This is a genomic window from Halorussus sp. AFM4, assembly GCF_051194995.1.
In the GTDB taxonomy this organism is placed as follows: domain Archaea; phylum Halobacteriota; class Halobacteria; order Halobacteriales; family Haladaptataceae; genus Halorussus.
Window position 1 is genome coordinate 150,759 of record NZ_JBNTJT010000002.1, and the last position, 26,040, is coordinate 176,798.

Sequence of the window (26,040 nt, forward strand, 5' to 3'; positions counted from 1 at the left end):
GAGAAATTATTGCATACTCAGCGAATCGTTTTTCTATTACCTACCCATTGTTTTGCACAATGATAGACAAAGAGAATCCCTTAATAGTCGCTTTATCTGATCTTCTCCCAGTAAAATCGTATTCCAAAACGCGGGAAATATGTAAGAAGATGGACTGGAAGCCGTTTTTAGTCCGACTGGGTCATGTTGGCCAAGTCCTCATGGCATTCTCCTTGTTACTACTAGTTATTATCCTTCTTCTTCAGCCACTTGTAACTGCAACGGAACTTCTTGCGATAGCAAACTCGTTCATGAGCTTGGTAGTGTTCGGTGTGATTGCTTTACTATTGGTGAGTTGGTTTAGTAAAGGCGCAATTGAGACCATAGCAAGTGATGAAAATTTGTCGGAGGTTAGTGCTTCTACTAAGACTCAACGAGTAGCCACGGGGGTATCAGCCGCTCTACTGTTCTTGTTTAGCATTGTGCTACGGGTTTCCATTTCAAAGTTACCAGAGATTGAGTGGTCAAGTGGGACTGCAACCCTAATAGGGAACTTAATTGGATATTTCATGTTGGATGCACTGTACTTTGGGAGTCTTCTGTTAGCGAGTTCAACTATAGCTCTTCTTCACATGGAGACCGATATTCCTTCAAAACCAAATTGAGGGTAGTCCCGATGTCTTTCGACTTTGCCACTATCCCATTGGCTTTGGATAGCAGCATATTTGACCTCTTCCCATTTCTATGAGTATTCCGACGTATACGATTAGGTCGAAGTCCGAGACAGCGAGAAGGTCAGACTAATACGGTGGTCTGACGAGTGAATCTGGATTGCAGACGACCCAAATTGTCGAAGCAAACCGCAATACGTGACGGGCAATGATGGCCGTCGGTGGCCGCGTAGAAGCAGTCCATGTCGACGTGGAGCACGATGGAGTCGCCGCCGTCCTCGTCCGGCGTCCCGGGGAGGCGCGACCCGCCGCCTGTCATCGTCCGGGGATGGTTTCCGCGGCCGTTTAAAGGTTCAGTTCGGCCGGCGAGAAGGCGAGCAATCGTGCTCCGGCTTACGCGATCTCGCCGTCCCGGAGCAGGTCGGCGACCACGTGGACGTAGAGCACGCCCGCGGTGAAGACGGCGTAGACGGGCGCAAGCACCGCGAGTGCCCCGACTAACGCCCCGCCGACGAGCATGTGGGTCAGCAGCCGCCGGGTCTCCAGCGTCCGGGTGTCGACGCCGTCGAAGACCCGTTCCTGCTCGGTGAACGCGAACGCGGGGTCGGTGACGCACCGCCGGAGGTGCGACCAGTTCCCCGAGAGCTGGCGCGCGACCAGGAAGTGGTCGAGGTCGACGAACACCGACAGCAGGACGCCGTACGCCACCAGCCCGGCGGCCTCGACGGGGACGGAGACCGGGAGCGCGAGGACCAGCAGCACCGAGGCGACCGCGCCCAGCGCCGCGTGTTCGGGTGACTTCATCCGCCGGCGATTCGAAGCCGCGCACTTAGTAGGTTGGGTCGGCGATCCGACCGGGTCGCGTTCCGCGGGGCTTCCGACGGGTCGGTCCCTAAGCCCGTGGGTCGTGGCGTCGCTCGTCACGTCCGTCGGTCGTCGCATCGGTCGTCACGCCCGCCGGTCGTCCCGACCCCCGTCACGCCGCGTCGTCCACCGGGATGTCGACGACCTCGTCGCGGTCGGCGTCGTCCCCGTCTCGCTCGACGCCGGGGACCGCGTCCGCGTCGGGCAGGTCGTCCGCGCCAGGGAGGTCGTCACGACCGGGGAGGTCCCCGCGTCCGGGCAGCGAGTCGCGGCCGGGCAACGATTCGCGATCGGGGAGACGCACTCGGTCGGCGAGGTCCTCGCGTGCCGGCAGGCGGTCCGCGACCGCCGCCAGCGCGTCGGCGTCGACCTCGTCGCGGAGCCGGTGGTCGCGGTCGACGGCCCGGTACTGCCGGTAGAACTCGGCGAAGGTGCGGGCCTCCGCCTCGGTCCCCTCGAACGCCTCGGTGATCGCCTCGACGTTCTCGCCGAGGTACCGGGTCAGCGGGTGGTCCGGGCCGTACCGCTCCCGGGCGCGCTCGCGGAGGAACTCGCCGACCGTGACGCCGCCCCTGCTGGTGTACTCCACGATGGTGTCCTGGTTCTCGTAGACGATCTGGCCCGCGAACAGCGCCGCCCCCACGTAGTTCGTCGAGATCCCGAGTCTGGTCGCGACCGGCTTGAGGACGGTCAGCGGAACGTCGCTCTGTTTCAGCAGCCACGAGGCCAGGGCTTCCTTGGTCATCTTGTCTCGGTAGTGGGACCGCACGCGGGTGACTGTTGTGGCAGGCGGGAGCCGGCGGTCGATTCGAGGCGTCCCGAGAGGGGTCAGCGACGCCGCCGGGCGAGCGCTCCCGCGGCGAGCAGCCCCGCCAGTCCCGCCAGCGAAGCGGGGACACCGAAGCCCGGGACGCCGCCGGAGCTACTGTTCGTCGTCTCCCGGTTCTCTACCTGCTGCAGACCGGCCTGCTCGCTCCCATTGCCCTCGACGGTGAGCGTCGCCGCCGCCGACCCCAGGGTGATCCGGTGGTCGCCCGGCTCGAACGTGCGCTCGAACGTCACCGCGGTCCGGTTCCCCGGGCCGAGCGTCACGTCTCGGGTGGCGACCGTCCGGCCGTCGACCGCGAGCTCCAGCGTCTCCGTGCCCGCGCCGTCGCCGACGTTCGCCACCGCGACCGACACCGTCACCGGCTCGTCCGGGCCGGCAGTGGCGGGGTCGACGGTGAGGTTCCGCACCTCGAACGACGGCGTCGCCAGCCCGACGGCGTAGGTCCCGGTGGCGCCGGCCGACGCCTCGAACCGGTACGCGCCGCCGCGCTCGGACGCGAACTCGGCGTCGACGCGCGTCCAGCCCGTGCCGTCGTAGCGGTAGACGACCACGTTCTCCGGCGACGCCGCCAGCGAGGCGTCCACCGCGAAGGCGGTCCCGACGCTTCGCAGTTCGGCGTCGGTGACGTACGTCGGGGTCACGGTCAGGTAGCCGAGGACCGAACGCGTCGCGTCGAGCGGGGGGACGCCGTCCGGTGGGGTCCCGGTCGCGGTTGCTTCCGCGAGGAACCTCGCCGTCGCGTCGGCGCTCTCCGGTCGCACCGAGAGCTCCCGGAACGTCACGTCGCCGCCGACCAGTCCGCGCTCGAATCGGACGGTGCCGGGGCTGCCGCGCCGGGCGCTGGTGATCTCCGCCCGGGCGTAGCCGTCGGTCCGTTCCAGCACCTCGACCTGGACCATCGGCGGCGGGACGTCGCCCCCGCCGCCACCGCCACCGCCGCTACTGCCCGCCCCACCGCCGCCACCGGCGGCGGCTTCCGCGACCGTGAACGACCACGAGCGCGTCTCGACGTTGTTCGCGTTGTCGCCGACGGTGAGCGTCACCGTGTGGGTCCCGACGTCGAACGAGGAGTCGTAGCTGACCTTCGAGTCCGTGACGGTGGCGCTCGACGTCACGGACTCGCCGTCGACCGACAACCGGACGGTCGACGGGTCGACGCCGGAGAAGGCGTCGCCGTACGCCGCCGCGACGGTGAGGTTGCGGTCGGTCGTCGAATCGCCGTCGCCGGGCGTCAGCGAGGTAATCGTCGGCGGTTCGTCCTCGACGTCGCCGGTGACCGCGAACGCCGAGAAGTGAGTCGTCCGGAAGTCGTACCAGTAGGCGTCGCTCGTCTCCCTCCGCAGGGTGGCCGTCGTTCGGTGCCACCCGGAGCCGTCGTGCGCCCAGAACGTCGTCGAGTCGCCCTCCACGAACAGGTCGGCGTACCGGTCCTTGTCGAGCCGGACCGCGACCGTCGCGTTCTCGATGTCCGCGTTCGGGACCGTGGTGTTCACCTGCGGGAAGAACAGGGCCGCGTCCCCGTCGGGCGCCGCCGCCGCGGGGTTCGCGGTCGCGGTGCCGACGGTGACGTTCCGGTCGGTCGGGCCCGCCGAGAGGTTCATCGTCACGTTCCGGATCACCGGCGTCGCCGCGGGCGTCGCCCGGTAGGTCGACCCGCCGGTCCGGTTCAGCGTCGCGTTCCGCCCGACGTCGTACGCCAGGGTCGTCGTGTTCGGGTTGCCCGCGCGGTCGGTGACCGTCACGGTCACGGTCTCCCGACCGAGGTCGGGCGCGGCCGAGACGGTTCCGGTCCAGTTGCCAGACCGGTCGTCGAGTCCGACGCCGTCGACGACCACGCTCGCGACGGCGGTCCGGGCGTCGCTCGCCCCGACAGTGGCCCGGATGGCCGTCTCCGGGAGGGCGTCGTCGGTCCGGTTGAGCGATGCGTCGGCTATCGTCGGCTCGGTGAGGTCGACCGTGACGTTCCGGGTCGTGACCGCGCCGACGTTGCTCACGTTGTCCGTCGCGCGCACCGACACCGTGTGCTCGCCCGCCGCGAGCGACGCGAAGGTGTGCTCCCACGTTCCGTTCTCGAGCGTCGCGTCCGTCCAGGCGCCGCCGTCGAGGCGCACCTCGACCGCGGCGACCGACGTGACGTCGTCGGACGCGACGCCGCTCACGGTAAGGTTCGTCCGATTCAGCGCGTGCCCGTCGACGGGGGCGTCGACCCGCAGGGCGGGCGGCGTGCAGTCGACCGCGACCGCGTTCGAGTCCGCGGTGGTCGCGTGGCCCGCGGCGTCGGTCGCGGTGACGGGAAGGGTGTGGGTCCCCTCGGTCGCGTTCGCGGCGTCGACCGGGACGGTCGCGTTGTACACGCCGTCGCCGTCGCCGTCGGTCAGGGTGACCGTCGAGTTCCCGAGTACGGAGGCGTTCACCGTGACCGTCTCGACTTCGACGGCGTCGGCGACCGCCGCCGACACGGTGACGGTATCGCCCGCCGTCAGCTCGGTGGTCCCGCGGCTCTCGTTCCTGGCCGCGACGTCGGTGACGGTCGGCGGGGTCAGGTCCGCGCCGGTCCCGGTCAGCGTCAGGTTGATCGCCGGCCGGTCCGAGACGTTGTGCGACAGTTCCAGGGAGGCGGTCCGCTCGCCGAGCGAGTCGACCGACAGGTTGACGCCGAAGGTGACGCTCCCGCCCGGCGCGACGGTCGTCGCCGGCACCTCGCTGTCGGCCGCGAAGCCGAAGCTCGACGCGTTGGGTCCCGTGAACGTCGCCCCGGTGACGTTCAGCGGCGCCGAGCCGTTGTTCTCCACGACGACCGATTCCGTCGCGGGGCCGCCGCCGACGGCCACGTCGCCGTAGTCGACTGATGCTGCGGGCGTGACGTTGTAGTCCGGCGCGATACCGGTGCCTGTCAGCGGTACTTCGGTCGGCGAGCCGGACGCGTTGTGCTCGACGACGAGCGTCGCCGAGCGCGAGGTGCGTTCGCTCGGCGAGAACGAGACGTTGATCAAAGCCGACTCGCCCGGCGCGAGCACCGCCTGTCCGGTGTCGGCGGCGATCTCGAACGACGCCGCGTCGGTGCCCGAGACGGAGCTGTCCGTGACGTTCAGGTCCCGGTAGCCGTCGTTGGTCACCGTCACGGAGCGGGTCGCGGCGTCGCCGACGTGGACCTCGCCGTAGTCGACCGACGACGGCGACGCGCTCGCGGACGGGACGATGTTCACCCCGACGTCGACCCCGTCGGTCGTGATTTCGGTTATCTCCAGTCCCGACGACGAGCCGTCGTAGAGGGTCGAACTCGGCATCGTCGACGGGGTGAACCCGTCGGCGCTCGTCGACCCGGGGAAGGGGTCGCCGGCGTCGCCGCGGTTGTTCTGGCGGTCCATGTCGCGGTCGCCGTCGGCCGCCTCGACGTCGACGAGCTTGTTCGACGGGTCCTGGTTGTCGGTCCGGGACTCGTTGACGTGCAGGATCAGGAGGCCCTCGCCGGGCAGCGCCCGGTCGAACCCGGTCTTCCGGCGGTTCGTCGCGAGGAAGTACTCGCCGGTCCCGCCGATCTGGACGCCGTTCGGGTTGTCGCGCCACCGGAACGCCGCCGAGTTGTTCGCGTACGGGCTCAGGGTGCCCATCGGTCCGGTCAGCGACTGGTTCGTGGGCGAGAGCCAGCCCTGCTGCCACTTGAGGAACGCGGTCGGGTGGGCGGGCGAGTCGCCGGCCCGGTTCACCCCGTTCCACGAGCCGCTGCCCATGAGCCCCCACTTCCCGATGCCCTCCGAGCCGCCGTCGGTGTCGTACAGGTCGGGCATGCCGAAGAGGTGGCCGGTCTCGTGGGCGATGACGCCGACGGTCGTGATGCCGTTCCGGTACGTCTCGGGCTGGAGCGAGTAGGAGTTGACCGTGACGCCCTCGTCGGTCTCGTACGTGCCGATGCCGGCGCCACGGAAGCTCCACCGGTGGGACCAGATGTCGGTGCTGTCGCCGCTGGCCTCCTGGCCCGGTCCCTGGTGGATGACGATGACGCCGTCGACCGTGCCGTCGCCGTCGTTGTCGTACTCGGAGTAGTTCATCGCCGAGTCGGACTGCCTGACCGCCTCCTTGGCCAGCTTCGCGGCGTTCACGTAGCTCTCGCCGTAGTAGTCGTGGCCGTTCTTCGCGGTGTACCAGCCGGTGACGCCCGCCGACCCGCCGGAGATGTCGAGCTGGCCGTAGGAGATCTCCCGGTAGTAGTCCCTCATGCTGCCCGGCCCGCTGGCGATGGCGGGGTCGTCGCCGAAGAGCAGCTTCTGGAAGTCGGTCACGGCGTAGGTCGTCGAGGTGTCGTCGTAGTTGATGAGGACGACCGGGAGGTTCACCGTGCCCGTGGTCGGCATCCCGCCCGCCGACTGGGCCGACGAGGTCCCGAGGCCGGAGGAATCGCTCGACCCGTCCTGGGCGAGTTCCGGGCTGGTCTCGGCGCTCCCCCGGAGGTGCTTCGGAACCGACGGCGGGTCGTCGACGGCGACCCGCCGGTCGGTGGGGACGATCTCCCCCGCGTCCAGTTCGGCGTACATCCACCAGCCGTCCGAACCCTGGGTGATGGTGTAACCGGCCTTGGTCTCCCAGCCGTGGTTGAACTCGTTGCCCCACTGCCTGGCCCGGAACTCCGTGCCGTCGGGCTGGGTCTTGGTGACGTAGTCGTCCGGAGCGGGTACCGCCCCCGCTGCGCCCGCGACGCCGGCGACCTGACTGACGACGAGCGCGAGCACTGTCGCAATAATAAGACCGAGATGAGATTCGAACAACGACGTGACCGGCATCGACTGCAAGGGCTGACGGTCTTATAATAAACCTTGTTCATTCGGTCATCAAACGCGCCGGATCTATTTGAACACGCGGACCGAATCGGGCGACGCCCCGTCTCTACCGTCCGGCTTCGCCGCCGCTTCGAGACCGTAACTGGATCGGGGACGCTGGTCGTCCTCGACAGGGTGTTCCCTCGACCGCGGCGGCTCACTCGCAGCTCGGCTCGTCCAGATTCGTCTCGAAGGACTCGACGTCGGCCAGGATGGCGTCCAGTTCCGGCGGGAGCTCGGCGCCCGCCTCGATCCGCACCGCGGTGGACTCGCCGTCGACGGTGAGCGTGAGCCGGGTCTGCGGGAGGTCCTGGGGGCAGCTCCCGGAGCACTCGTACTCCGAGGCGAACCGGCTCGGGTCGGCCGCGAGCACCGACCGCTCGAACGCCCGCCAGCGCTCGTCGGGGAGGTCGGCGCTCGTCGTCTTCTCTGTGCCGTCGGGACACGTCAGGGTGGACTCGGCCCGCCTGGCCGCGATCCGCACGACGCGCGAGAGGTCGCGTTGTCCCTGCTCGACCCGCTTCGTGACGGTGACGGTGTGGCTCTGCAGGTCGACCGTGGTCGCGGACGTCGTCGTCCGCGCCTCCGTCGTCCGCGCCCCCGTCGACGTACCCGCAGAGGATGTCGGCGACGTCGCGGAGTCTCGACCGGTGCAGCCGGCGAGCGCGAGCGCCGTTCCCCCGGCGAGCGACTGCAGCGCTGTGCGGCGGTCCATACCGGGACCAGTACGGGTCCCGTGATAAGCCCCGTGAAACGAGGCCCCGTGCGAACGGTCGTCGTGCGGACCTGATGCGTCGGGCTCCGTCGAGGTCAGGCGGTGATTACGGGAGTTCAGGCGGTCCCTGTAGCGCGGCGACGGTCCGTCGCGCGGCGCATTCTTTTGGTCGTCAGCGTCGCCCACTTCCCCGATGACGTGGGCGCGTGTCGGCGTCGCTGTCGCGCTGCTCCTGGCGACGTTCGCGGGGGCCGCGACCACGGTCGCCCGGTCGCCGACAGCCACGCCTGGCCCGCCGGCGGCCGGTCCGCAGGCTCCGACGGGGGCTCTCCATTCGCAGCCGACGCCCAGCACCGGTTCCGCTCCGTCCGCGACCGCGGGGCTGTACCCCCACGGGCGGTTCGACGGGGCGGCCGCGAGGGCCCACGGCGGCGTGGTCGTCATCGCCGTCGAGAACGCGGCGACGAACCGCTCGGTCGCGCCGGCGGTCCGCGAGGCGGCCGAGTACTGGGCGCGCCACAGCAGGCGCTACACCGGCTACCGGTTCGAGTACCGGATCGCGCCGAACGCCTCGGATCCGACCTATCGCGTCCGGGTGGTGGACTCCATCGACAGCTGCGGCCGGAGCGGGCCGTACCTCGCGTGCACCGGCGTGGTCGGTCCGGCCGAGCCGGTCGCGAACCACTCGATCCGCGTCGTCGACGGGATGGTCCGCGAGTCGCTCGTGTACGCGCTCGTCCACGAGTTCGGGCACACGCTGGGGCTGCGACACGGTGACCGTCCCCGGGACGTGATGAACGCCACCTACGAGGTGACGTGGCGGAGCGAGTCGTCGGGGTAGGCGCCGAGACCCACCGACGCATCCCGCGCTCGGGGTCCCGAGCGCGGCGAGGAGGGTTCGGCGGTGCTTACGTTCGACTCCGGCCGTATCGGCACGTACCTTGTCGAGACTGAAACGGCAGTCTCACCGAAGAAGGAGCGAGAAAGTGGTCGTCAGTCGACGCCGCGATCGAAGAGACGTTAGTCGATGTGGCCTTCGGCCCGGAGCTGGTCGGCGTCCTGCTGGGTGTAGCGCCACTCGACGTTGGCCTTCTCGTCCTGCCAGTCCCACGGTTCGACGACGACGACGTCGCCCGTCTCGATCCAGACGCGGTACTTCATGCGGCCGGGGATGCGGCCCATGCGGTTCTGGCCGTCCTCGCACTGGACGCGGACGTGGTTGCCGCCGTTGTGTTCGGTCACGACGCCGAACAGTTCGTCGTCGTTCGGCATGCGGAGGTTTCGACGGCCCGAATTTTCACTCATACTTTATAGAGGTGCCCACCACGGAAAAGTAATCCGGAACGTTTGGTGACACGCACCACCCACTCCGTTACGAGGATGGTATCTTCGGCTGCGGGACCACCTTCGTTGACGCCGGCGATGCCGCCCGACCGGGAGAGCGCCGGCCGAGACGGGCGTCCAGAAGGAGCATCTCGTCCTCGTCGCTCGTCGGCCCACGTCGGATGTAACTACCGTGGGTTATATTTGACCCTGAATCTATTACTCACACGAGTAATCAATGTCGACAGACGACCGGATCCGCACGACGCACATCGGAAGTCTCCCCCGACCGCCGGAGCTGCTGGACCTCCTCGAGAAGCGCCAGGACGGTGTGGACGTCGACCCCGACGAGTGGGACGCGACCGTCGCCGACGCCACGCGCAGCGTCGTCGAGCGCCAGGCCGAGGTCGGCCTCGACGTCGCCAACAACGGCGAGCAGTCACGGGTCTCGTTCAACTGGTACGTCGCGGACCGCCTCAGCGGGATCGAAGGCGAGCGCGAGCAGGAGCTCTGGGCGGACCTCCAGGAGTTCCCCGACTACGCGGCGGAGACGTTCAAGACGGACGTCATCGACCTCTCGATGCAGCCCGTCGTCACCGGTCCCGTCGAGTACACCGGCCACGACGAGGCCGAGGCCGAACTCGCGGCGTTCCGCGACGCGCTGTCGGCCGTCGACGCCGACTTCGAGGAGACGTTCGTGACCTCGGCGTCGCCCAGCGTCGTCGCCGCGACCCACGTCAACGACTACTACGACTCCTACGAGGAGTTCCTCTTCGTCGTCGCGGACGCGATGGCCGAGGAGTACGAGCTCGTCGCCGAGACCGGGGCGATCCTCCAGATCGACGCCCCGGAGCTCCTCACCGTCGGCCACACGGCGACCTACGCGGACGCACCCCTCGAGAAGGTCAAGCAGGCGACCCGGCTCAACGTCGAGGCGCTCGACGAGGCGCTGTCGAACGTCCCGGCAGAGCAGGTCCGCCTCCACACGTGCTGGGGGAGCTACGAGGGGCCCCATCACCTCGACGCGGACTTGGTCGACTTGCTCCCGGAGCTCTACGAGGCCGACATCTCGGGGCTCAGCGTCGAGCAGGCCAACCCGCGCCACCAGCACGAGTACCGCGCGTTCGCCGAGCATCCGGTCCCGGACGGCTGGACGCTGATCCCGGGCGTCGTCGACGTGAAGACGAACGTCGTCGACCACCCCGAGACGATCGCGGACCGTCTGGAGCGGGTCGCCGACGCGGTCGACGACTCGACGCCGCTGGTCGCCGCACCCGACTGCGGCTTCGGCACGCAGGCCGGACTCGGGATGGTCGACCCCGAGATCGCGTGGGCGAAGCTGGAGGCGCTCGTCGAGGGCGCCGAGATCGCTACCGAGCGAATCCGGTAACCTGCGCGGAGATCACTCGGTGGAGTGGACTGTCAGCAGAGACCTCGGCGATGGGGAAGACCTATATAGCCCAGGGGCTATCATCGGTTAAGGGCTAACGTCGAGCCCTTCCCGAAACGTGGCGGGCGTTTCACCCCGAAGGTCCCCTCCCCGCGCGGGCGGTTTTTCCCCGGCCGGCCGGCCCGCGCGGCCGTTTCAAACTCTACATTACTCGATCCGTTCAGACGTCTCTTCGTGTCGAGCGGCGAGCGTCACGTAATGCTCAGCCGGGGCCGACGACGGTGAGTCCTCGAGGTCGGCCTTCGGCTCGGCCGGCGTACCGGTCACGAGCGTTTCGGGCGGGACCTCCGTTCCCTCGGTGACGACGGCGCCGGCCCCGACGATCGCGTCTTCGCCGATGCGGACGTCGTCGAGTACGACCGCGTTCATCCCGACGAGGGCTCCTTCGGCGACTGTCGCAGCGTGGACGATGGCGCTGTGCCCGACCGTCGTGTTCGGTTCGAGTACGGCGTCCTCGTGCAGCACGGCGTTGTCTTGCACGTTTGCACCGGCTCCGACGACGATCTGCCCGCTATCGCCGCGAAGCGTCGCGTTCGGCCAGACGCTCGCCTCCGATTCGATCGTGACGTCGCCGATCACGACCGCCGCGTCGTCGACGTACGCCGACGCTGCGATCTGGGGTTCCGTACCGTCGAAAGTCCGGAGCATGTCTCGGGTCCAGAGCAACGCTCGGCCGGACCAAATTCCTGCCGAATCCACGCCCTAGGATCACGTAACTCACCGACGCTGTCGAGGAGACGACCTGCTCGAAGTCGTTGTGAACCGCGAGAAGTGGGGTCGGAGGGATTTGAACCCCCGATCGACTGATATCTCCGGTGTGTGCGCCTCGGAACTCCAGAGGGTCGTCGTCGCGAGCCGATGATCAGTCGGCCGCTCGGTATATCAGCTGGAGTCTCGTCCCGGGCGCGTGGCCTCTGGAGTCAGTCGCCATCCCTGGCTTGGCCACGACCCCGCAGGACTCAGTTGGTCCATACGCCCTAAAGGGGTTTCGATTCCGCTCAGTCCCGGTCGGTGTCGGCCCAGTCGCAGTCCTGGCACTTCCAGCCCGTGACGAACTCGGTCACGCTCGGCATGTATCCGACTTCGAGCACGTCGCCGCCGCACTCGGGGCACTCGCGGTCCGACTCCTCGATGGCTTCGGCGTCCATCACGCTGTCGTCCTCGATGAGCTCCGCCAGCGACTCCGGCGTCACCATGCGACCCTGCACGACGCGGTTGTCGGCCATGTCCGAACGAAGCGGGTCCGGGCGGGTAAGCCTTCCCGTCGGTGCCGGCGGTCGGAGAAGGAGGAGAGCAGGAATCAGGCGGGGAAACTCGAAGCAGTTCAGTTCGGAGGCTCAGCGCGGGAGTCGGGTCAAAGCAGCGACGTCACAGCCACGGTTCGCGCTCGTCGTCGGTCTCGCCGGGGTAGCCCGCGTCGGTCGAGTTCGCGCCGCCGGAGCCGTCGGTGGCGACCGCGCTCAGCGCGTCGGACGCCGAGGCGGGCGCGGTCTCGTCGGGGTTCGTCTCGACCATGGCCTCCTCGGCCGCGGTCTCCTCGCTGGTCTCGTCGTCGACCCCGTCCGCGGTGGGGTCGAACGCGAGCAGGCTGGTGACCGCCAGCACCGCCAGCGGCGCGTTGCCGGGCGCGAGCTGGAGCAGGCTGAGCGGCAGCATCCCCAGCGCGACCGCGCTCCCGAACCGGAAGCGGTCGATGTCCACGACGCCGCGGAGCCACGGCGAGGTCAGCGCGACGGCCAGCGCGAACGCGACCCCCGTCGCCGCCGCGGCAGTGGCGTACATGATGAGGTCGTAATCGACCATCGCGACCTCGAAACTGCCGGGCTGGAAGCTCGCGATCATCCCGAGGCCGACGATGACCGCGGGCCGGGGCAGGTACTCGCCGACCCGCGAGCTCGCGGTCTTGGCGGCGATGGCGAGCATGACCAGCGCCGCGAACCGCTCGAAGATGTGGGAGTTGAGCACGCTCCCGATGGTCGGCGCGAACGCGGCCTCGACCGCCGCGATCGCGATGATGCCGACGCCGACCGTCAGCACCGACGCGGCCTGTTCGCGCGGCGTGCCGTCCATCTCGGCGAGGATGACCGCCACGGTGGCGCTCCCGCCGAAGACGAGCAGTCCGACCTGCAGCACTTCGGTGACGCTGTTGACCCCGCCCGCGAGCACCAGCGCCGGGAAGATACCGTCGACGAGCGGCAGCGCCATGACGGTGGCAAGCAGCTTCGTCGCGCCGCCTACCTGTCGCTCCAGGCGGAGTGCGACCGGGTGTTGTGAGCTACTCATCGGACGCTAGCTGGCGTGGCCGTACCCGCCGGCCGAGCGGTGTTGGTGTTCGCGGTACCTGCGATGGCCGTCGTCGCCGCGGGTCCATCGGCGTCCCACGAATGTATTCTCTACCAGTGTAAGGAATCCCATCGCGAAAAACGGTTTGCAGCAGCTGGTGTCCGCGGTCGTCCGACCAGCAGTGCGCGCGGCGATGGGACTGGTAGAGTCCATACCGGATACAAATCGGGTTTCGGGCATAAACGTTGCGTGAGAGACAACCACATCCAACTACGAATCGTAATTTTCCTACTTATGCCGAGCGAGGCGTCGACAATTCCGACAGTCGTAAACCGCCGACTCGCCGTCCGGGTGAGTGCCGGGCGGGTCACGTGCGTCGTCAGAACCTCACCAGCGCTATCCGAAGGGGGTCGTCGCGGACAGCCTCGTCCGACCGGCGTCCGAGCTGGAGGCCCTGGGACGTGTCGCCCCGACCGCGCCGTATCGCACGACCGTGCATATCGTGTTGTTCGTTGACGTCCGAATCAGCAGCATCTCGCAACGTTTTTCACGGCGGGATACGTTCGCCTGACATGGAAAGAGATTCTCCGCAGACCGGTTCGTTCACCGAGAAACTCCGCGTACCGGAGGCGCTGACCTTCGACGACGTGCTTCTGCGACCGAAGGAGAGCCGCGTCGAGCCCGACGAGGCCGACGTCTCGACCCGCGTCTCGACCGACGTCGAGGTCAACGTCCCGGTGCTGTCGGCGGCGATGGACACCGTGACCGAGAGCGAGATGGCCATCGCGATGGCCCGGCAGGGCGGACTCGGCGTCATCCACCGCAACCTCGACGTCGACGAGGCCGTCGCCGAGGTCGAGCGCGTCAAGCGCGCCGACGAGCTCGTCATCCGAGACGTCGTGACCGCCGACCCCGACCAGACCGTCCGGGAGGTCGACGCCATGATGGAGCGGGAGGGCGTCTCGGGCGCGCCCGTCATCGACGACAGCGGGAAGGTGCTGGGCATCATCTCGGGCACCGACATCCGGCCGTACCTGGAGGTCGGCGACCGCGACGAGGTCCGCGAGGCGATGACCGACGAGGTCATCACCGCCGGCGAGGACGTGACCGCCCGCGAGGCGCTCGAGCTCATGTACGAGCACAAGATCGAGCGCGTCCCGGTCGTCGACGAGGACGACCGGCTGACCGGCCTGGTCACGATGCAGGGCGTGCTCCAGCGCCGCGAGTACGGGAACGCCGCCCGCGACGAGAACGGCCACCTCCGGGTCGGGGTCGCCGTCGGCCCGTTCGAGACCGACCGCGCGGTCGCCGTCGACGAGGCGGGCGCCGACGTCCTGTTCATCGACTGCGCGCACGCGCACAACCTGAACGTCATCGACGGGGCCCGGGAGATCCGCGAGTCGGTCGACGCCGACGTCGTCGTCGGCAACGTCGGCACCCGCGAGGCCGCAGAGGACGTCGTCGACTTCGCTGACGGCATCAAGGTCGGCATCGGGCCGGGCTCGATCTGCACGACGCGGGTCGTCTCCGGCGCGGGGATGCCCCAGATCACCGCCATCGCCGAGGTCGCCGACGTGGCCGCCGAGCAGGACGTGCCGGTCATCGCCGACGGCGGCATCCGGTACTCCGGCGACGCCATCAAGGCCATCGCGGCGGGCGCCGACGCGGTGATGCTCGGGTCGTACTTCGCGGGCACCGACGAGGCGCCCGGCCGCGTCATCACCATCGACGGCAAGAAGTACAAGCAGTACCGCGGCATGGGCTCGGTCGGTGCGATGCAGTCGGGCGACGGCGACCGGTACCTCAAGGACGAACCCGAGGAGGACGAGGAGTACGTCCCCGAGGGCGTCGAGGCCGCCGAACCTTACAAGGGGAGCCTCGAGAGCGAGCTCCACCAGCTCGTCGGCGGGATGCAGTCGGGCATGGGCTACGTCGGCGCCGAGACGATCCCGGCGTTCAAGGAGCGCAGCGAGTTCGTCCGGGTCTCGTCGGCGGGCCAGACCGAGGGCCACCCCCACGACGTGATGATCACCGACGAGGCGCCCAACTACAGCCCCAGCGAGTAGCGGCCGTCGACGACTCCGGGCGATGGTGACGATTTCGACCGAAAGAAACGGACGGCAGGAACGAACCGCCGAGACCGACGTCGGTCGTCTCAGCTGTCCGCCGACTGGCACTCCGGACTGCAGTACGCCTCCTCCGCGGCGTTCGCGCTCTCGTGTGCCTTGAACTCGTCGCCGCAGTTCTCGCAGGTGTAGGTCTCGAAGTCCGACATGGCTCGTTTGCCTCCGACCGGAACTGTTGGACGGCGTTTTCATTATATTCTGTGGTTTCTCCCGTCGGAGTCGTGGTGACGACAGATTCTGTCGCGGCCGGCGCTCGACCGAGACGGGGACCGCCGACCGACCGCTCGGCGAACCTGTCGGACGACAGCACAGGTAACTGTCGCCGTGGCCGACCCCGCGTCGTCGCCGCACCCGCGTTCGAAACGTTCAGAACAGTCGCCCCGAAAATCCGACCGATGACTGGCGAGGTCCGCCGCGCCGAGACCGACGTCGAGCGCGAGGACGCGTTCGCGGTCCGGTTCGAGGTGTTCGTCGAGGAGCAGGGCGTGCCCGAGGACCTGGAGGTCGACGGGAAGGACGACGAGGCGGTCCACTTCGTGGGCTACGCCGCGGACGAATCGAGCGACGGGAGTGGAAGTGACGCCGACCCCCGACCGGTCGCCGCGGCCCGCCTCCGCGAGGTCGGCGACGCCACCGGCAAGGTTGAGCGCGTCGCGGTGCTGGAAGAGCGCCGCGGCGACGGCTGGGGCCGGGCGATCATGGAGGAGCTCGAGGCGACCGCCGCCGACCGCGGCCTCTCGACGCTCACCATGCACGCCCAGACCCCCGTCGAGGGGTTCTACCGGTCGCTGGGCTACGAGACGACCAGCGACGTCTTCGAGGAGGCCGGCATCCCCCACGTCGAGATGGAGAAGTCGCTGGACTGAACGCGGTTCTCGGCTGAACGCTTTTCACTCGCCTGCGCTACTGTTCGGACGTGAAGCTCGTCCTCTGCGGTCCACCCGGGGTCGGCAAGACCACGGTCGCCGGGCGGCTCCGGGACCGGCTGGCCGAGCGGGGCCGCGCGTTCCGGCTCCTCCACTCCGACGACTTCTCGCGGAACACCTACCCGCAGCTGTACGAGCGCGTGACAGGGGGCGACCCGGACGCCGACTGGATCCTCGACGGCACCTTCTACAGCCGCGAGTGGCAGGAGCGATTCCGCGCCCTTCCCGACGCCCACCTCGTCGTCCTCACGGCGAGTCTGGAGACGGCGCTCGACCGGAACCGACAGCGCGAGGACTCGATCGACGAGCGCGGCGTTCGGGCGATGCACGCGAAGTTCGAGACGCCCGAGCGTCCGGCCCTGACGCTCGACACCGAGGAGCTGTCCGTCGAGGAGTCGGTGGACGCGCTGGAGCGGTACGTACTGACGTGGGCGGAGGGGTGACTACCCTTCGAGCAGCGACTCGGCGTCGGACTGGAGCGGTTCGTCGAGGCCGCCGTCGTCGGCGAGCGTCCGGAGCAGGTCCCGGCAGCCCGCGTCGTCCATCGCGTTCAGGGCGCGGCGCCGGAGCGGCCCGTCGAGCCCGCCCATCTGCACGACGATGGCCAGTTTGTCGCACGCTCCGCCCTCGGCGAGTCGGTCGATGGCGTCCTCGCGCTCGGTCCGGCTCGGCGCCTTGTCGACGGCCGTCTGGAAGTCTTGCTTCGGGGAGCTCACGGGCCAGCGTACGGCGTCGGTCTGGAAAAGTCTGTTCGGCCGGAGAGGTGACTTCACGGGGCGAAATCGCGGAGCGACCGAGGCGGTGACGCCGTGGTTTTCATCGACGTTTTGCCATCGAAGGAGCGCGAGCCGTAGGCTGGCGGGACTGAGCGCAGCAAAATGTAGCGGGCCGGAAGGGATTTGAACCCCTGACCGTCTGATTAAGAGTCAGACGCTCTCCCTAACTGAGCTACCGGCCCAACGCATTCCGAAGTTACCGGGTGGGACGTAAATACGTTTCCGTTTCCGCGGACTGTTACCCCTTTCGATTCCCGCCGAAACCGGCAGACGGCTCGCCGGCGGCCGGCCGGGGCGAACCGGCCGATTCCGCCGCGACGGACTGCTTCGGGAACGTTAAGTGTGGTCCGGAGCTACGCCACAGTATCATGAGCGCCGGGATTACCATCTCCTCGATGTCCGACTACGCCATCCTGGGCTGCGGGAGCGTCGGGCACGCGGTCGCCGAGGAACTGGTGGACCAGGGCAAGGACGTACTCATCATCGACCGGGACGCCGACCGGGTCGAAGCCCTGCGCGACCAGGACCTCAACGCCCAGACCGCCGACATCCGCGAGGAGGACCTCTACGACACCATCGCGGACAACGAGGTCGTCCTCATCATGTCCTCGGACGTCGAGGCCAACAAGGAGGCGGTCCGGAACATCCGCGAGCACGGCGGCGAGCAGTTCGTCGTCGTGCGCGCGAGCGACCCCGTCTCGGAGGACGAGCTCACCGAGCTCGGCGCCGACGTGGTCATCAACCCCTCGGAGGTCATCGCCGACTCCGCCCTGCGCGCGCTCGAGACCGGCGAGCTCGAGTACAAGGCCAAGCAGCTCTCGGAGGTGCTCGAGTCGACCGAGGACGCGCTGGCAATCGTCACCCACGACAACCCCGACCCCGACTCCATCGCGAGTGCGGTCGCGCTCCAGGCCATCGCCGACACGCTCGGCGTCGAGGCCGACATCCTCTACATCGGCGACATCGGCCACCAGGAGAACCGGGCGTTCGTCAACCTGTTGGGCATCGAACTGCTCCCCTACGCCGACGCCGACGTCGACGCCTACGACACCATCGCGCTGGTCGACCACGCCAAGGCGACCGAGGCGACGTTCGACCGGCCGGTCGACATCCTCATCGACCACTTCGAGCCCGACGAGGAGTACGAGGCCGACTTCGTCGACATCCGGCCGAGCGTGAGCTCGACCTCCACCATCCTGACGAAGTACATCCAGGAGTTCGACCTCAACGTCAGCGAGGAGGTCGCCACCGCCCTGCTCTACGGCATCCGCGCCGAGACGCTGGACTTCAAGCGCGACACCACCCCGGCGGACCTGACCGCCGCGGCCTACCTCTACCCGTTCGCCAACCACGACACGCTCGAGCAGGTCGAGTCGCCCTCGATGTCGCCCGAGACCCTCGACGTGCTCGCGGAGGCCATCACCAACCGCGAAGTCCAGGGCAGCCACCTCGTGAGCAACGCCGGGTTCATCCGCGACCGCGACGCCCTGACCCAGGCCGCCTCCCACCTGCTGAACCTGGAGGGCATCACGACCACCGCCGTCTTCGGCATCGCCGACGACACCATCTACCTCGCGGCCCGCTCGAAGGACATCCGGATGAACATCGGCAAGGTGCTCCAGGACGCCTTCGCCGACATCGGCGAGGCCGCGGGCCACTCCACCCAGGCCAGCGTCGAGATCCCGCTGGGCATCTTCACCGGCATCGAGACCACCGACGACAACCGCGACACCCTGCTGTCGCTGACCGAGGAGGCGGTCAAGCGCAAGCTGTTCGACGCGATGGGCGTCGAGAGCGGCGAGGGGTCGAACGGGAGCTAGTCGCGGTCCGGTCCGGTCGTTCCACGGTATCCGGTTCCGAACGGCGAGCGGACTACCGACTCTCCGGAGCGAGTTCTCTCCGGGCGGAAACGCCGATTCGCGTAGAAGTAACGCCGGTTCGCGTGGAAGTGTCTGTTCCGCCGGTCCTCAGACCGCGACTTCCTCTTCGCCCTCGCCGTCGGGCTGTCGGAGCCGCTCGATGGTGTCGTTGACGAGGATGACGTCGCCGACCGCCCGCACCCACCGGTAGGGGATGATGACGCCGTTCTCGCCGGCGACCACGTTCGAGAACAGTTCGTGGTTGAGCTCGCCGAGCGCGAGCCCCGAGACGATGCATCCGTCCACGTTCAGCTGCACGTCCTCGACCTCGCCGACGAAGACGCCGTTGTTGGAGTACACCTCCCTGCCGACCAGGCTGGTGATCTCCTGGGGTGTTCCGTCCATGTGAACAACGATTGTATGGGTGGGTCTTAACTTTTGGCAGAGGCCGGCGAAATCATCCGCCGTCGTCACCGGTACGCGGACTCGTCGGGGTCGGCACTCCGGCCCACCACCGGGCTTTTCCGGCTTCGTATCCAACGGCCGACGTGTCCGACACTGACGACGGCTCCGAGAGCGGTCGCGGTCCGGACACCGCACGGGGGAACTGGCTCACGAGGAACTTCTGGATACTGAAGGGGCTCGTCGCTGCCGGGGCGCTCGTGGCGCTGGCGTTCGCCAGCCTGGCGTTCTTCGAGGGCGCGATGGCGAACGTGCTGTGGGCGATGGGGATCACGCTGGCGGGGCTCGTCGTGCTGATCGAGGGCCTGTTCGGCGGGCTGCAGCTCGCCCAGTCGGCGTAGCCCGGTCCGGGCGACCGGCCCCGCTTCTCTCGGTCGACCGATGCACTGCTCGCTGGCGTCGCTATCGAGACGGTCGAGCGGAACCGCTCCTCGTTTCACGCCGCGAGCGAGTCCAGGACGGCGCCGAGCCGGTCGAGTCCCGCCCGGGTCGTCTCGGGGTCGCGGCAGGCGGCGACGCGGAACCGCTCGGTGTCGTCGAAGAACCGGCCGGGCACGACCAGCACGCCCTCGGCCCACGCGGCCGACGCCACCTCGTCGCCGTCGGCCGACTCGTGGGCCAGGAACGCGTACGGACAGCCCGGCTCGACCCGGCCCGAGAGGTCGGCCCGCGAGTCGGCGAACGCGGCGAGGGCCGCCGCGTTCTCGCCGACGCGTTCGCGGGAGTCGGCGACGAGCCGGTCCGCGGCCGCGAGCGCCCGCCGGGCCAGCCGCCGGCTCGGCTCCGCGACCGGCGCGAGGTGGCGGTCGAGCGACCGCGCCCTGGCGACGAACTCGGCGTCGGCGACCAGCCAGCCGACCCGCAGGTCGCCGAACCCGAGGAACTTGGTCAGCGAGTTGGTGACGACGGTGTTCGGCAGCCCGGCCGCGGTCGGCCCGCCGAACGGACCGTCGCCGGCCTCGTCGTCGAACGGGGCGTACACCTCGTCGACCAGGAGCGTCGCGCCCTCGTCGCCCGCGGCGCGAGCGACCCCGGCGAGGTCGTCCCGGCCCGTCCGGCGACCGCTCGGGTTGTGGCGGTTGGTGGCCGTGACCAGCGCGGTGTCCTCGACCGCCGCGGCGGTCACCCGGTCTGGGTCGAGCCGGTAGCCGTCCTCGGCGGGCCGGCGGAACCGGTCGACGGTCGCGCCCAGCCCCGCGGGTGTCGCGAGCAGCGGCTCGTACCCCGGCTTCTCGACCAGCACGCGGAGGTCCCCGGCGACCGGTCCGGCGTCCGCGTCAGGTGACTCCTCGTCCGCGGTACTCGCCAGCGCGGTCGCCGCCGCGAGCAGGTTGGCGTGGGTCGCCCCGGCGGTCACGAGGACGTTCTCGGTGGCGACGCCGTACGTCGACGCGAGCTGGTCCTCCAGGGTCGCGTCGGGGGTCGGCGCCGCCGCGAGCGCCGGGGGCGCGAGGTCGCCGGCCGCGGCGGGCGCGCGCCGGAGGTCCGACGAGCCGAGGTCGTACTCGGCGTCGGCCGGCCGACCCTCGATCCAGTCGATGTACGCGAGCTCGGGGAACACGTCACGGTGTACGCAGACCGCACGCATAACCTTCGGGTTGCCGGCCGGCCCTGACAGTGCATGCAAGTCCCTTATTCGTGGGAAACTCCAGACCTCTATACGAACCCCGACCAATGCCCGACGACCTATCCGAGGCCACGGCCGAGGCGGCGACCGGCGCGACGGAGGACGCGGTCTCCGCGGGGCTCGCGCCGGACCCCGAGCCGACCGCGGACCTCCGGACCGGCGAGGCGGCGTCGGAGAAGCTCGACGCCGCCTTCGAACTGCTCGCCGACCCGGTCCGACGCGACGCGCTCGCGCGACTCGACGACGCCGACGGGGGCGCGCTCGGCCTCGCGCCGCTGGCGGACGCCGTGGCCGCGGAGCGCTCCGGGGACGACGGGGTCGACGCCCGGTCGCTGGCGGTCGAACTCCACCACTCGCACCTGCCGAAACTGGAGTCCCACGGCGCGGTGGCTTACGACGTCGAGAGCCGGACCGTGCGCTACCGCGGCCGGGAGTGGCTGGACGAGTGGCTCGACCACGTCCGGCGGGTCGAATCCGAGTAGCCCCGCGGTAGCGATCCCTCGACGGCTCACCGGGCCGCGCAGAGCTCGCAGAAGTTCTCGACCAGTCGCTTACCGACGTCGGTCAGCACGCTCTCGGGGTGGAACTGGACGCCGACGTGGAGTTTCTCGCGGTGGCGCACGCCCATGACGACGCCGCCGTCGGTGTCGGCTCGATTCTCGCTCTGCCCGACCGAACAGCTGTCACTCTCTCCTTCTGCCTCCTCGGTGGTCCACGCCGTGACGACGAGGCTGTCGGGCACGTCGTCGCGGGCGACCGCCAGCGAGTGGTACCGCCCGACCTCGAACGTCGCGGGCAGTCCCGCGAAGACGCCCTCCCCGTCGTGGGCCACGGGCGAGGGCTTGCCGTGGACCACTTCCGGGGCGTGGCCGACCGGCGCGCCGGCGGCCGCGCACAGCGCCTGGTGGCCCAGGCACACCCCGAGGATGGGGTAGTCGGTCCGCTCGAACAGCGGGACCGAGACGCCGGCCGCCGCGGGCGCTCCCGGCCCGGGCGAGACGACGATGCCGTCGGGGTCGAGGTCGCGGACCTCCTCGACGGTGACGGCGTCGTTGCGCCGGACGGTGACCTCGGGGTCGAACTCGCCCACGTACTGGACGAGGTTGTAGACGAACGAGTCGTAGTTGTCGATGACGAGGACGGACATTGGTCGGGGTCGGACTCCGCGCTACGGCCGTGGAATGGGGGCACGCGGTTATATCGTCTTCGGAGGCCAGCGACGCTCCGGTCGAGACCGACCAAAAGCCCTTGGGGCTCGCCGCAGTCGGTACGTGTGGCATTCCGTGTCACGCTTCGGGAGAGTCCGCTGTCAGGGGACGGGCCGTCGCGGGGGCGACGGAGTGCGGGGGAATGCCGGGAGAGACAATGCCAGACGACACCGACAATTCGACCTGCGACGCCGACACTGACGTCGACCGACGCGACGTGCTGCGTGGGACCGGCGCGCTCGCCGCGTTCGCGGCCGCCGGCGTGACCCCGTCGGCGTTGCTCGCACAGTCCGACAGACCGGAAGGCGACCTCGGAGCACTGCTCGCGGACATGCCGCGCAACTGGGGTCGGTGGGGCGAGGACGACGAACTGGGCGCGTTCAACTTCCTCGGGGGCGAACAGGCGCTCGCCGGGATGGCAGCCGTGACCAGGGAGGGAGCGACCGGCGCGGAGACGTTCACCCTCCAGCTCTCGATGACCGGCGAGGTATCGAACGACCCCATCTTCCCGACGCGGACCGTCGCGCGCCGTACCAACACCCGGGACGCACGGACGTACGAGCGCGGCGAGCACGAGCCGTCGGCCGGCGGGATCAAGTACGCCGACGACCGGTTCCTCAACCGGCTCTACCCCCAGGGGACGACCCACGTCGACGCGCCGGGCCACGCGTGGTACGGGGACCGGATATACAACGGGTTCGACGCCGACACCACCGCCTCGACGAAGCGGTTCAACGAACCGCTGGAGTCCTGCGACGGCGAGCAGGTCGAGGAGACGCGGGGACTCGGCCGGGCCGACATCTCGCCGGTCGCCGACCACGGTATCGTCGGGCGGGGCGTGCTTCTCGACGTCGGTCGGGTGAAGGGCGACGGATCGGATCGGCTCGAACCCGACGCGTGCGTCTCGCTGGCCGACCTCCGGGAGACGGCCGACGAGCAGGGGGTCGAAGTCCGCGAGCGGGACGTCCCGCTGATCCGGACCGGGTCGGCGGCCCGCGCCCGCGACGACGACCCCGACCACGAGTGGGCGCCGCTCGAAGAGCCCGGACTCTGCTACAGCGAGGACCTCGTGAACTGGGTCCACGAGATGGAGTTCCCGGTCATCGGGGGCGACACGCTCAGCGTCGAGAAGAACGTCCAGGTCATCGACGGCGAGGAGTACCTCGTCCCGCTGCACGGCGCGTTCCACCGGAACCTCGGCGTCCCGTTCAACGAACTGCTCTGGCTGGAGGACCTGGCGGAGAGCTGTGCGAGCGACGGCGTGTACGACTTCCTGTTCGCGGGAGCACCGCTCAACATCGAGCGCGCGACCGGCGCGCCCATCAACCCCGTCGCGGTGAAGGCGACGACGGGCGAGGGGGCGAACTGACGGCGACCCCGGCCACCGTCACGGCCACTCCTCGCCGTCGGCGATCGGGTCCGCGACCACGCCGTCCCGCCGGGCCAGCACCCGGGCGTGGCCCGCGCAGACCTCGCGGTTCTCGGCCCACGGGACGTGGAGTCGGACGGTCGCCGGTTCCGGGCAGTCGGGTTCGGAACACTCCATCTCGCGGCCGTACGACACCCGGACACATCGTTGTGTCGCCCGGGTGGCCACTCGATGCGCTTCCGAGAGAGAGCCGACGATCGAACCGATGCCGAAGCCGATCCGCTTGACCCGCCGCTAACTGTCCTCAGTCCTCGTACCGCCGCTTCTCGGCCATCGCGGTCTCGGTCCCGTACCGGTCGACCAGGGGTTCGTAGGCGTCGCCCAGCGCGCGCATGCACTGGCCCGCCGAGTGGAAGCCGAGTTCGTCGGCGACCCGCGGCCACGGGTGGCCCTGGAGCACCTTCCGGACCAGCAGGCGCTCCTCGCGGGCCGACAGCGGACTCCCCGCCTCGTGTTCCTCTCCTTCCCCGTCCGGGTCCACGAAGTGCTTGAGCGCGACCCGCCGGAAGGGGCGCGGCGCGGCGTCGTACAGGCCCGGCCCGTAGGCGCTCGCCGCGACGGTCCGCCAGTCCCAGTCCGAGAGGTCGAGTGCGACGGGCGCGTCCACGGACCGCAGGAGCGCCCGGACCACGTCGGGGTCGGCGTCGCGCAGGGGGTCGGCCAGCATCGACCCGATCCGGGAGGCGAACCACTCGGCGTGGCGGTCGCGGAGGTCCCGGCCCGCGGGGCTCAGGGGGTCGAGCATCAGCGCCGAGTACTCGCCGCTGGTGTCGTTGCGCGTGGTCGAGAGCTGGACGGTCCGGTAGCCGTTCGCGCGCCAGAACCGCAGCAGGTCGGGCGTCGCGCCGTAGCCGACCCCGAGCCAGTCGAGGTCGTCCGCGAACTCCGCGCGGATCTCGCCGAGCAGCCGCGACCCCAGCCCCCGCGAGCGCACGGCGTGGTGGGTGGCGATGCGGACGACCCGCATCCCGACGGGGATTCCGGCCCGCTCGTCCCTGAGCTGGGAGGTCAGCACGTCCGGGAGCATGTTGCCCCGCACGCGCCCGCCCTCGTACATGTGTTCGCGCACGCCCGCCGGCAGGTCGCCCTCGCGGGCCAGCAGCGCGACCGCCGCCACGTGGTCGCGCCCGGTCGCGGCGCTCTCCCGGACCAGCGCCCGCACCGACAGGTTCGGGGCGTCGAGCAGGCGCGCGAGGTCGTCGGGCTCGGTCCGGTAGTGGGCCAGCACCAGGAGGCCGAACGCCTCCCGGAGCAGCGTCTCGTCGGCCAGCAGGTCGTCGGGCGGGAGTCTGCGGTAGGTGACCGATTCGGGGTCGGCGTCCCGGACCACCTCGTCGACCGGCGGCCGGGCGTCCAGCAGGAGCGCGCGGAACGCCCACGCCTCCACGGGGTCGCCCGCGGCGTACCGGATGGGCTCGTCGAGTCGGGCCTCGACGACTGTGTGGTCGCTCTCGTCGAGCCGGTCGCGGAACCGGACCGAGAACCCCCGGCCGGCGCCCTCGTAGCCGTGGACGGTCGTCGCGAACGCGACCCGCGGGGCGGCCAGGAACCGTTCGAGCAGGCGGACCGACAGCGCGGCGGCCTCGTCGACGATGACGACGTCGGGCGCGTCGAATCGGTCGGTGGTCCCGGCCCCGGTGGCGTCTGCACCCGCGGAGTCGTCGAGCAGGTCGGCGGCCTCGGTCGGCGGCTCGAACCGGACTCGGCCGCCGTCGTCGCGGTCGCCGGTGCCGCCGTCGGTGGCCCGGACTCGAACGTCCCGCGGCGGTTCGTGATCGGTCTCGACCTCCCGGCCCAGCGCCTCCAGCAGCGCCGCGGCCCGGACGAACACCTCGCGGGCGCTCCGGTACTCGGGCGCCGTGACCAGCACGTCGGCGCCCTCGGCCGCGAGCGCGCCGGCCGCGATGCCCGCGGCGCTGGACTTGCCCCTGCCGCGGTCGGCCTCCACGACCACCGCGGTCGGGTCCGCGCCGGGGCCGGGGGTTCCGTCGTTCCCGCCATCGCCGCCGGTCGGCCGGAGCGCCTCCAGTTCATTCACGACCGCCATCTGGTCGGCAGTGAGGCAGGCCTCGTAGGCCGCGGGCGGGAACGTCGGGTCGGCAGGGGGCGCCGGTGGTTCGTCGGCGGTCGAGAGGCGGGGCGCGGGATGGGTCAGCCCGTCGCGTTCGACGCGCCCGGTGTCGGCGTCGACGATCGCGACCCCGCGGTGGGCGCGCAGGGTCGCGGCGAACCGCCGGCGGAAGCGCCCGGTCACGTCGTCGACGTCGGCGGGCGGCACCGCCAGCGTCCGGTCGAAGTCGGTCCGGCGGTCGGGCCACTCGTCGAGCGGCGGCGTCAGCAGCACGAACAGGCCGCCGCCGTCGACCGCGCCGACGACCCGCCCGACCGCGTTCGGCCGGAAGTCGGCGTGGGCGTCGAAGGCGACGCAGTCGCGGGTCGTCCCGAGCAGGCGGTCGGCCCGCTTCGGGCCGACGCGCTCGCAGCCGAGGCTCCCGGTGCCGACCAGGGTGGTCGAACTGCGGTCGACATCGGCGGCGTCGAGCGCCCGGTCGGCCGCCTCGTAGCAGGCGTCGCGGTCGCCGGCCAGGACGAGCAGGCGGCGCTCGTCGGTCGCCCGCGCCTCCTCGCGGAGCGCGGCGGCGACCTCGGCGAGAGTCATGTCCCGGAGTTGGCGCGAGGCCGACAAGGGGCTTTCCTTC

25 protein-coding genes and 2 tRNA genes are annotated in these 26,040 nt (G+C 69.7%); 10 read left to right on the forward strand and 17 right to left on the reverse strand.

Annotated features, from left to right (window positions below; translation table 11 throughout):
• The first annotated feature begins 59 nt into the window (after positions 1–59).
• A complete protein-coding gene (locus ACQUQF_RS09030; RefSeq protein ID WP_435177950.1) occupies positions 60–644 on the forward strand; it encodes a hypothetical protein in 585 nt (194 codons plus the stop codon).
• A 130-nt stretch (positions 645–774) separates the two neighbouring features.
• Here the strand turns inward: ACQUQF_RS09030 and ACQUQF_RS09035 are convergent, their stop codons facing one another.
• The 5 genes from ACQUQF_RS09035 to ACQUQF_RS09055 form a co-directional block, all read right to left on the reverse strand.
• Positions 775–969 carry a hypothetical protein gene (locus ACQUQF_RS09035; protein WP_435179531.1) on the reverse strand — a complete coding sequence of 65 codons (195 nt, stop codon included), beginning with the start codon at positions 967–969 and terminating at the stop codon, positions 775–777.
• Between the two features lie 74 nt (positions 970–1,043).
• Positions 1,044–1,454: a hypothetical protein gene (locus ACQUQF_RS09040; protein ID WP_435177952.1), complete on the reverse strand. Its 411-nt coding sequence runs from the start codon at positions 1,452–1,454 to the stop codon at positions 1,044–1,046.
• Positions 1,455–1,626: 172 nt separating this feature from the next.
• Entirely contained in the window at positions 1,627–2,259 is a 633-nt protein-coding gene (locus tag ACQUQF_RS09045; protein ID WP_435177954.1) for a hypothetical protein, read from the reverse strand.
• An 83-nt stretch (positions 2,260–2,342) separates the two neighbouring features.
• The gene (locus ACQUQF_RS09050) at positions 2,343–7,121 is read right to left on the reverse strand and encodes a M6 family metalloprotease domain-containing protein (protein WP_435177955.1); all 4,779 of its coding nucleotides are present in this window, start codon (positions 7,119–7,121) and stop codon (positions 2,343–2,345) included.
• A gap of 193 nt (positions 7,122–7,314) precedes the next feature.
• The gene (locus tag ACQUQF_RS09055) at positions 7,315–7,872 is read right to left on the reverse strand and encodes a hypothetical protein (RefSeq protein ID WP_435177957.1); all 558 of its coding nucleotides are present in this window, start codon (positions 7,870–7,872) and stop codon (positions 7,315–7,317) included.
• Between the two features lie 193 nt (positions 7,873–8,065).
• Between ACQUQF_RS09055 and ACQUQF_RS09060 the strand changes: the two genes are divergently transcribed.
• A complete protein-coding gene (locus ACQUQF_RS09060) occupies positions 8,066–8,713 on the forward strand; it encodes a matrixin family metalloprotease (protein WP_435177959.1) in 648 nt (215 codons plus the stop codon).
• A gap of 179 nt (positions 8,714–8,892) precedes the next feature.
• Here ACQUQF_RS09060 and eif1A read toward each other — a convergent pair whose 3' ends face one another.
• Positions 8,893–9,177: a translation initiation factor eIF-1A gene (gene eif1A, locus ACQUQF_RS09065; protein ID WP_435177961.1), complete on the reverse strand. Its 285-nt coding sequence runs from the start codon at positions 9,175–9,177 to the stop codon at positions 8,893–8,895.
• Between the two features lie 256 nt (positions 9,178–9,433).
• Here eif1A and ACQUQF_RS09070 point away from each other — a divergent pair, with 256 nt between their 5' ends.
• Positions 9,434–10,585 (forward strand): methionine synthase, encoded by a 1,152-nt coding sequence (locus ACQUQF_RS09070; protein ID WP_435177963.1) that lies wholly within the window; start codon positions 9,434–9,436, stop codon positions 10,583–10,585.
• Positions 10,586–10,792: 207 nt separating this feature from the next.
• Here ACQUQF_RS09070 and ACQUQF_RS09075 read toward each other — a convergent pair whose 3' ends face one another.
• From ACQUQF_RS09075 to ACQUQF_RS09090, 4 genes are all read right to left on the reverse strand, one after another.
• Positions 10,793–11,293 (reverse strand): gamma carbonic anhydrase family protein, encoded by a 501-nt coding sequence (locus ACQUQF_RS09075; RefSeq protein WP_435179508.1) that lies wholly within the window; start codon positions 11,291–11,293, stop codon positions 10,793–10,795.
• A 124-nt stretch (positions 11,294–11,417) separates the two neighbouring features.
• A tRNA-Trp gene (locus tag ACQUQF_RS09080) sits at positions 11,418–11,597 on the reverse strand.
• Between the two features lie 46 nt (positions 11,598–11,643).
• The gene (locus ACQUQF_RS09085) at positions 11,644–11,871 is read right to left on the reverse strand and encodes a DUF5795 family protein (protein WP_435177965.1); all 228 of its coding nucleotides are present in this window, start codon (positions 11,869–11,871) and stop codon (positions 11,644–11,646) included.
• 142 nt (positions 11,872–12,013) lie between these two features.
• Positions 12,014–12,928 carry a DUF5794 domain-containing protein gene (locus ACQUQF_RS09090; protein WP_435177967.1) on the reverse strand — a complete coding sequence of 305 codons (915 nt, stop codon included), beginning with the start codon at positions 12,926–12,928 and terminating at the stop codon, positions 12,014–12,016.
• A 572-nt stretch (positions 12,929–13,500) separates the two neighbouring features.
• Here ACQUQF_RS09090 and guaB point away from each other — a divergent pair.
• The 3 genes from guaB to ACQUQF_RS09105 all read left to right on the forward strand — a co-directional run bounded on the left by guaB (position 13,501) and on the right by ACQUQF_RS09105 (position 16,423).
• A complete protein-coding gene (guaB, locus tag ACQUQF_RS09095; protein ID WP_435177968.1) occupies positions 13,501–14,994 on the forward strand; it encodes an IMP dehydrogenase in 1,494 nt (497 codons plus the stop codon).
• A 455-nt stretch (positions 14,995–15,449) separates the two neighbouring features.
• Entirely contained in the window at positions 15,450–15,920 is a 471-nt protein-coding gene (locus tag ACQUQF_RS09100; protein WP_435177970.1) for a GNAT family N-acetyltransferase, read from the forward strand.
• Positions 15,921–15,970: 50 nt separating this feature from the next.
• Entirely contained in the window at positions 15,971–16,423 is a 453-nt protein-coding gene (locus ACQUQF_RS09105; protein WP_435177972.1) for an ATP-binding protein, read from the forward strand.
• On the opposite strand, the gene ACQUQF_RS09110 is transcribed toward ACQUQF_RS09105, so the two are convergent.
• Both ACQUQF_RS09110 and ACQUQF_RS09115 read right to left on the reverse strand, forming a co-directional pair.
• Positions 16,424–16,696, reverse strand: coding sequence for a hypothetical protein (locus ACQUQF_RS09110; RefSeq protein WP_435177974.1), 273 nt, complete (start codon positions 16,694–16,696; stop codon positions 16,424–16,426).
• Between the two features lie 168 nt (positions 16,697–16,864).
• A tRNA-Lys gene (locus ACQUQF_RS09115) sits at positions 16,865–16,938 on the reverse strand.
• A 186-nt stretch (positions 16,939–17,124) separates the two neighbouring features.
• Here ACQUQF_RS09115 and ACQUQF_RS09120 point away from each other — a divergent pair.
• Positions 17,125–18,576, forward strand: a complete 1,452-nt coding sequence (locus ACQUQF_RS09120) for a DHH family phosphoesterase (RefSeq protein ID WP_435177976.1) — start codon at positions 17,125–17,127, stop codon at positions 18,574–18,576.
• A 147-nt stretch (positions 18,577–18,723) separates the two neighbouring features.
• On the opposite strand, the gene ACQUQF_RS09125 is transcribed toward ACQUQF_RS09120, so the two are convergent.
• Positions 18,724–19,020: a PRC-barrel domain-containing protein gene (locus ACQUQF_RS09125; RefSeq protein ID WP_435177978.1), complete on the reverse strand. Its 297-nt coding sequence runs from the start codon at positions 19,018–19,020 to the stop codon at positions 18,724–18,726.
• A 143-nt stretch (positions 19,021–19,163) separates the two neighbouring features.
• On the opposite strand from ACQUQF_RS09125, the gene ACQUQF_RS09130 reads away from it, so the two are divergent.
• Entirely contained in the window at positions 19,164–19,418 is a 255-nt protein-coding gene (locus tag ACQUQF_RS09130; RefSeq protein WP_435177980.1) for a hypothetical protein, read from the forward strand.
• Between the two features lie 95 nt (positions 19,419–19,513).
• Here the strand turns inward: ACQUQF_RS09130 and ACQUQF_RS09135 are convergent, their stop codons facing one another.
• A complete protein-coding gene (locus ACQUQF_RS09135) occupies positions 19,514–20,638 on the reverse strand; it encodes a pyridoxal phosphate-dependent aminotransferase (protein ID WP_435177982.1) in 1,125 nt (374 codons plus the stop codon).
• 113 nt (positions 20,639–20,751) lie between these two features.
• On the opposite strand from ACQUQF_RS09135, the gene ACQUQF_RS09140 reads away from it, so the two are divergent.
• The gene (locus tag ACQUQF_RS09140; RefSeq protein ID WP_435177984.1) at positions 20,752–21,186 is read left to right on the forward strand and encodes a DUF7344 domain-containing protein; all 435 of its coding nucleotides are present in this window, start codon (positions 20,752–20,754) and stop codon (positions 21,184–21,186) included.
• A gap of 26 nt (positions 21,187–21,212) precedes the next feature.
• Here the strand turns inward: ACQUQF_RS09140 and ACQUQF_RS09145 are convergent, their stop codons facing one another.
• On the reverse strand, positions 21,213–21,851 hold the full coding sequence (locus ACQUQF_RS09145) for an anthranilate synthase component II (RefSeq protein ID WP_435177986.1): 639 nt from the start codon (positions 21,849–21,851) through the stop codon (positions 21,213–21,215).
• Between the two features lie 218 nt (positions 21,852–22,069).
• Here ACQUQF_RS09145 and ACQUQF_RS09150 point away from each other — a divergent pair, with 218 nt between their 5' ends.
• Entirely contained in the window at positions 22,070–23,281 is a 1,212-nt protein-coding gene (locus ACQUQF_RS09150; protein ID WP_435177988.1) for a cyclase family protein, read from the forward strand.
• An 18-nt stretch (positions 23,282–23,299) separates the two neighbouring features.
• Here the strand turns inward: ACQUQF_RS09150 and ACQUQF_RS09155 are convergent, their stop codons facing one another.
• Both ACQUQF_RS09155 and tmcA read right to left on the reverse strand, forming a co-directional pair.
• Entirely contained in the window at positions 23,300–23,458 is a 159-nt protein-coding gene (locus ACQUQF_RS09155; RefSeq protein WP_435177990.1) for a hypothetical protein, read from the reverse strand.
• A 127-nt stretch (positions 23,459–23,585) separates the two neighbouring features.
• Positions 23,586–26,000, reverse strand: a complete 2,415-nt coding sequence (gene tmcA / locus ACQUQF_RS09160; RefSeq protein ID WP_435177992.1) for a tRNA(Met) cytidine acetyltransferase TmcA — start codon at positions 25,998–26,000, stop codon at positions 23,586–23,588.
• Between the last annotated feature and the right edge of the window lie 40 nt (positions 26,001–26,040).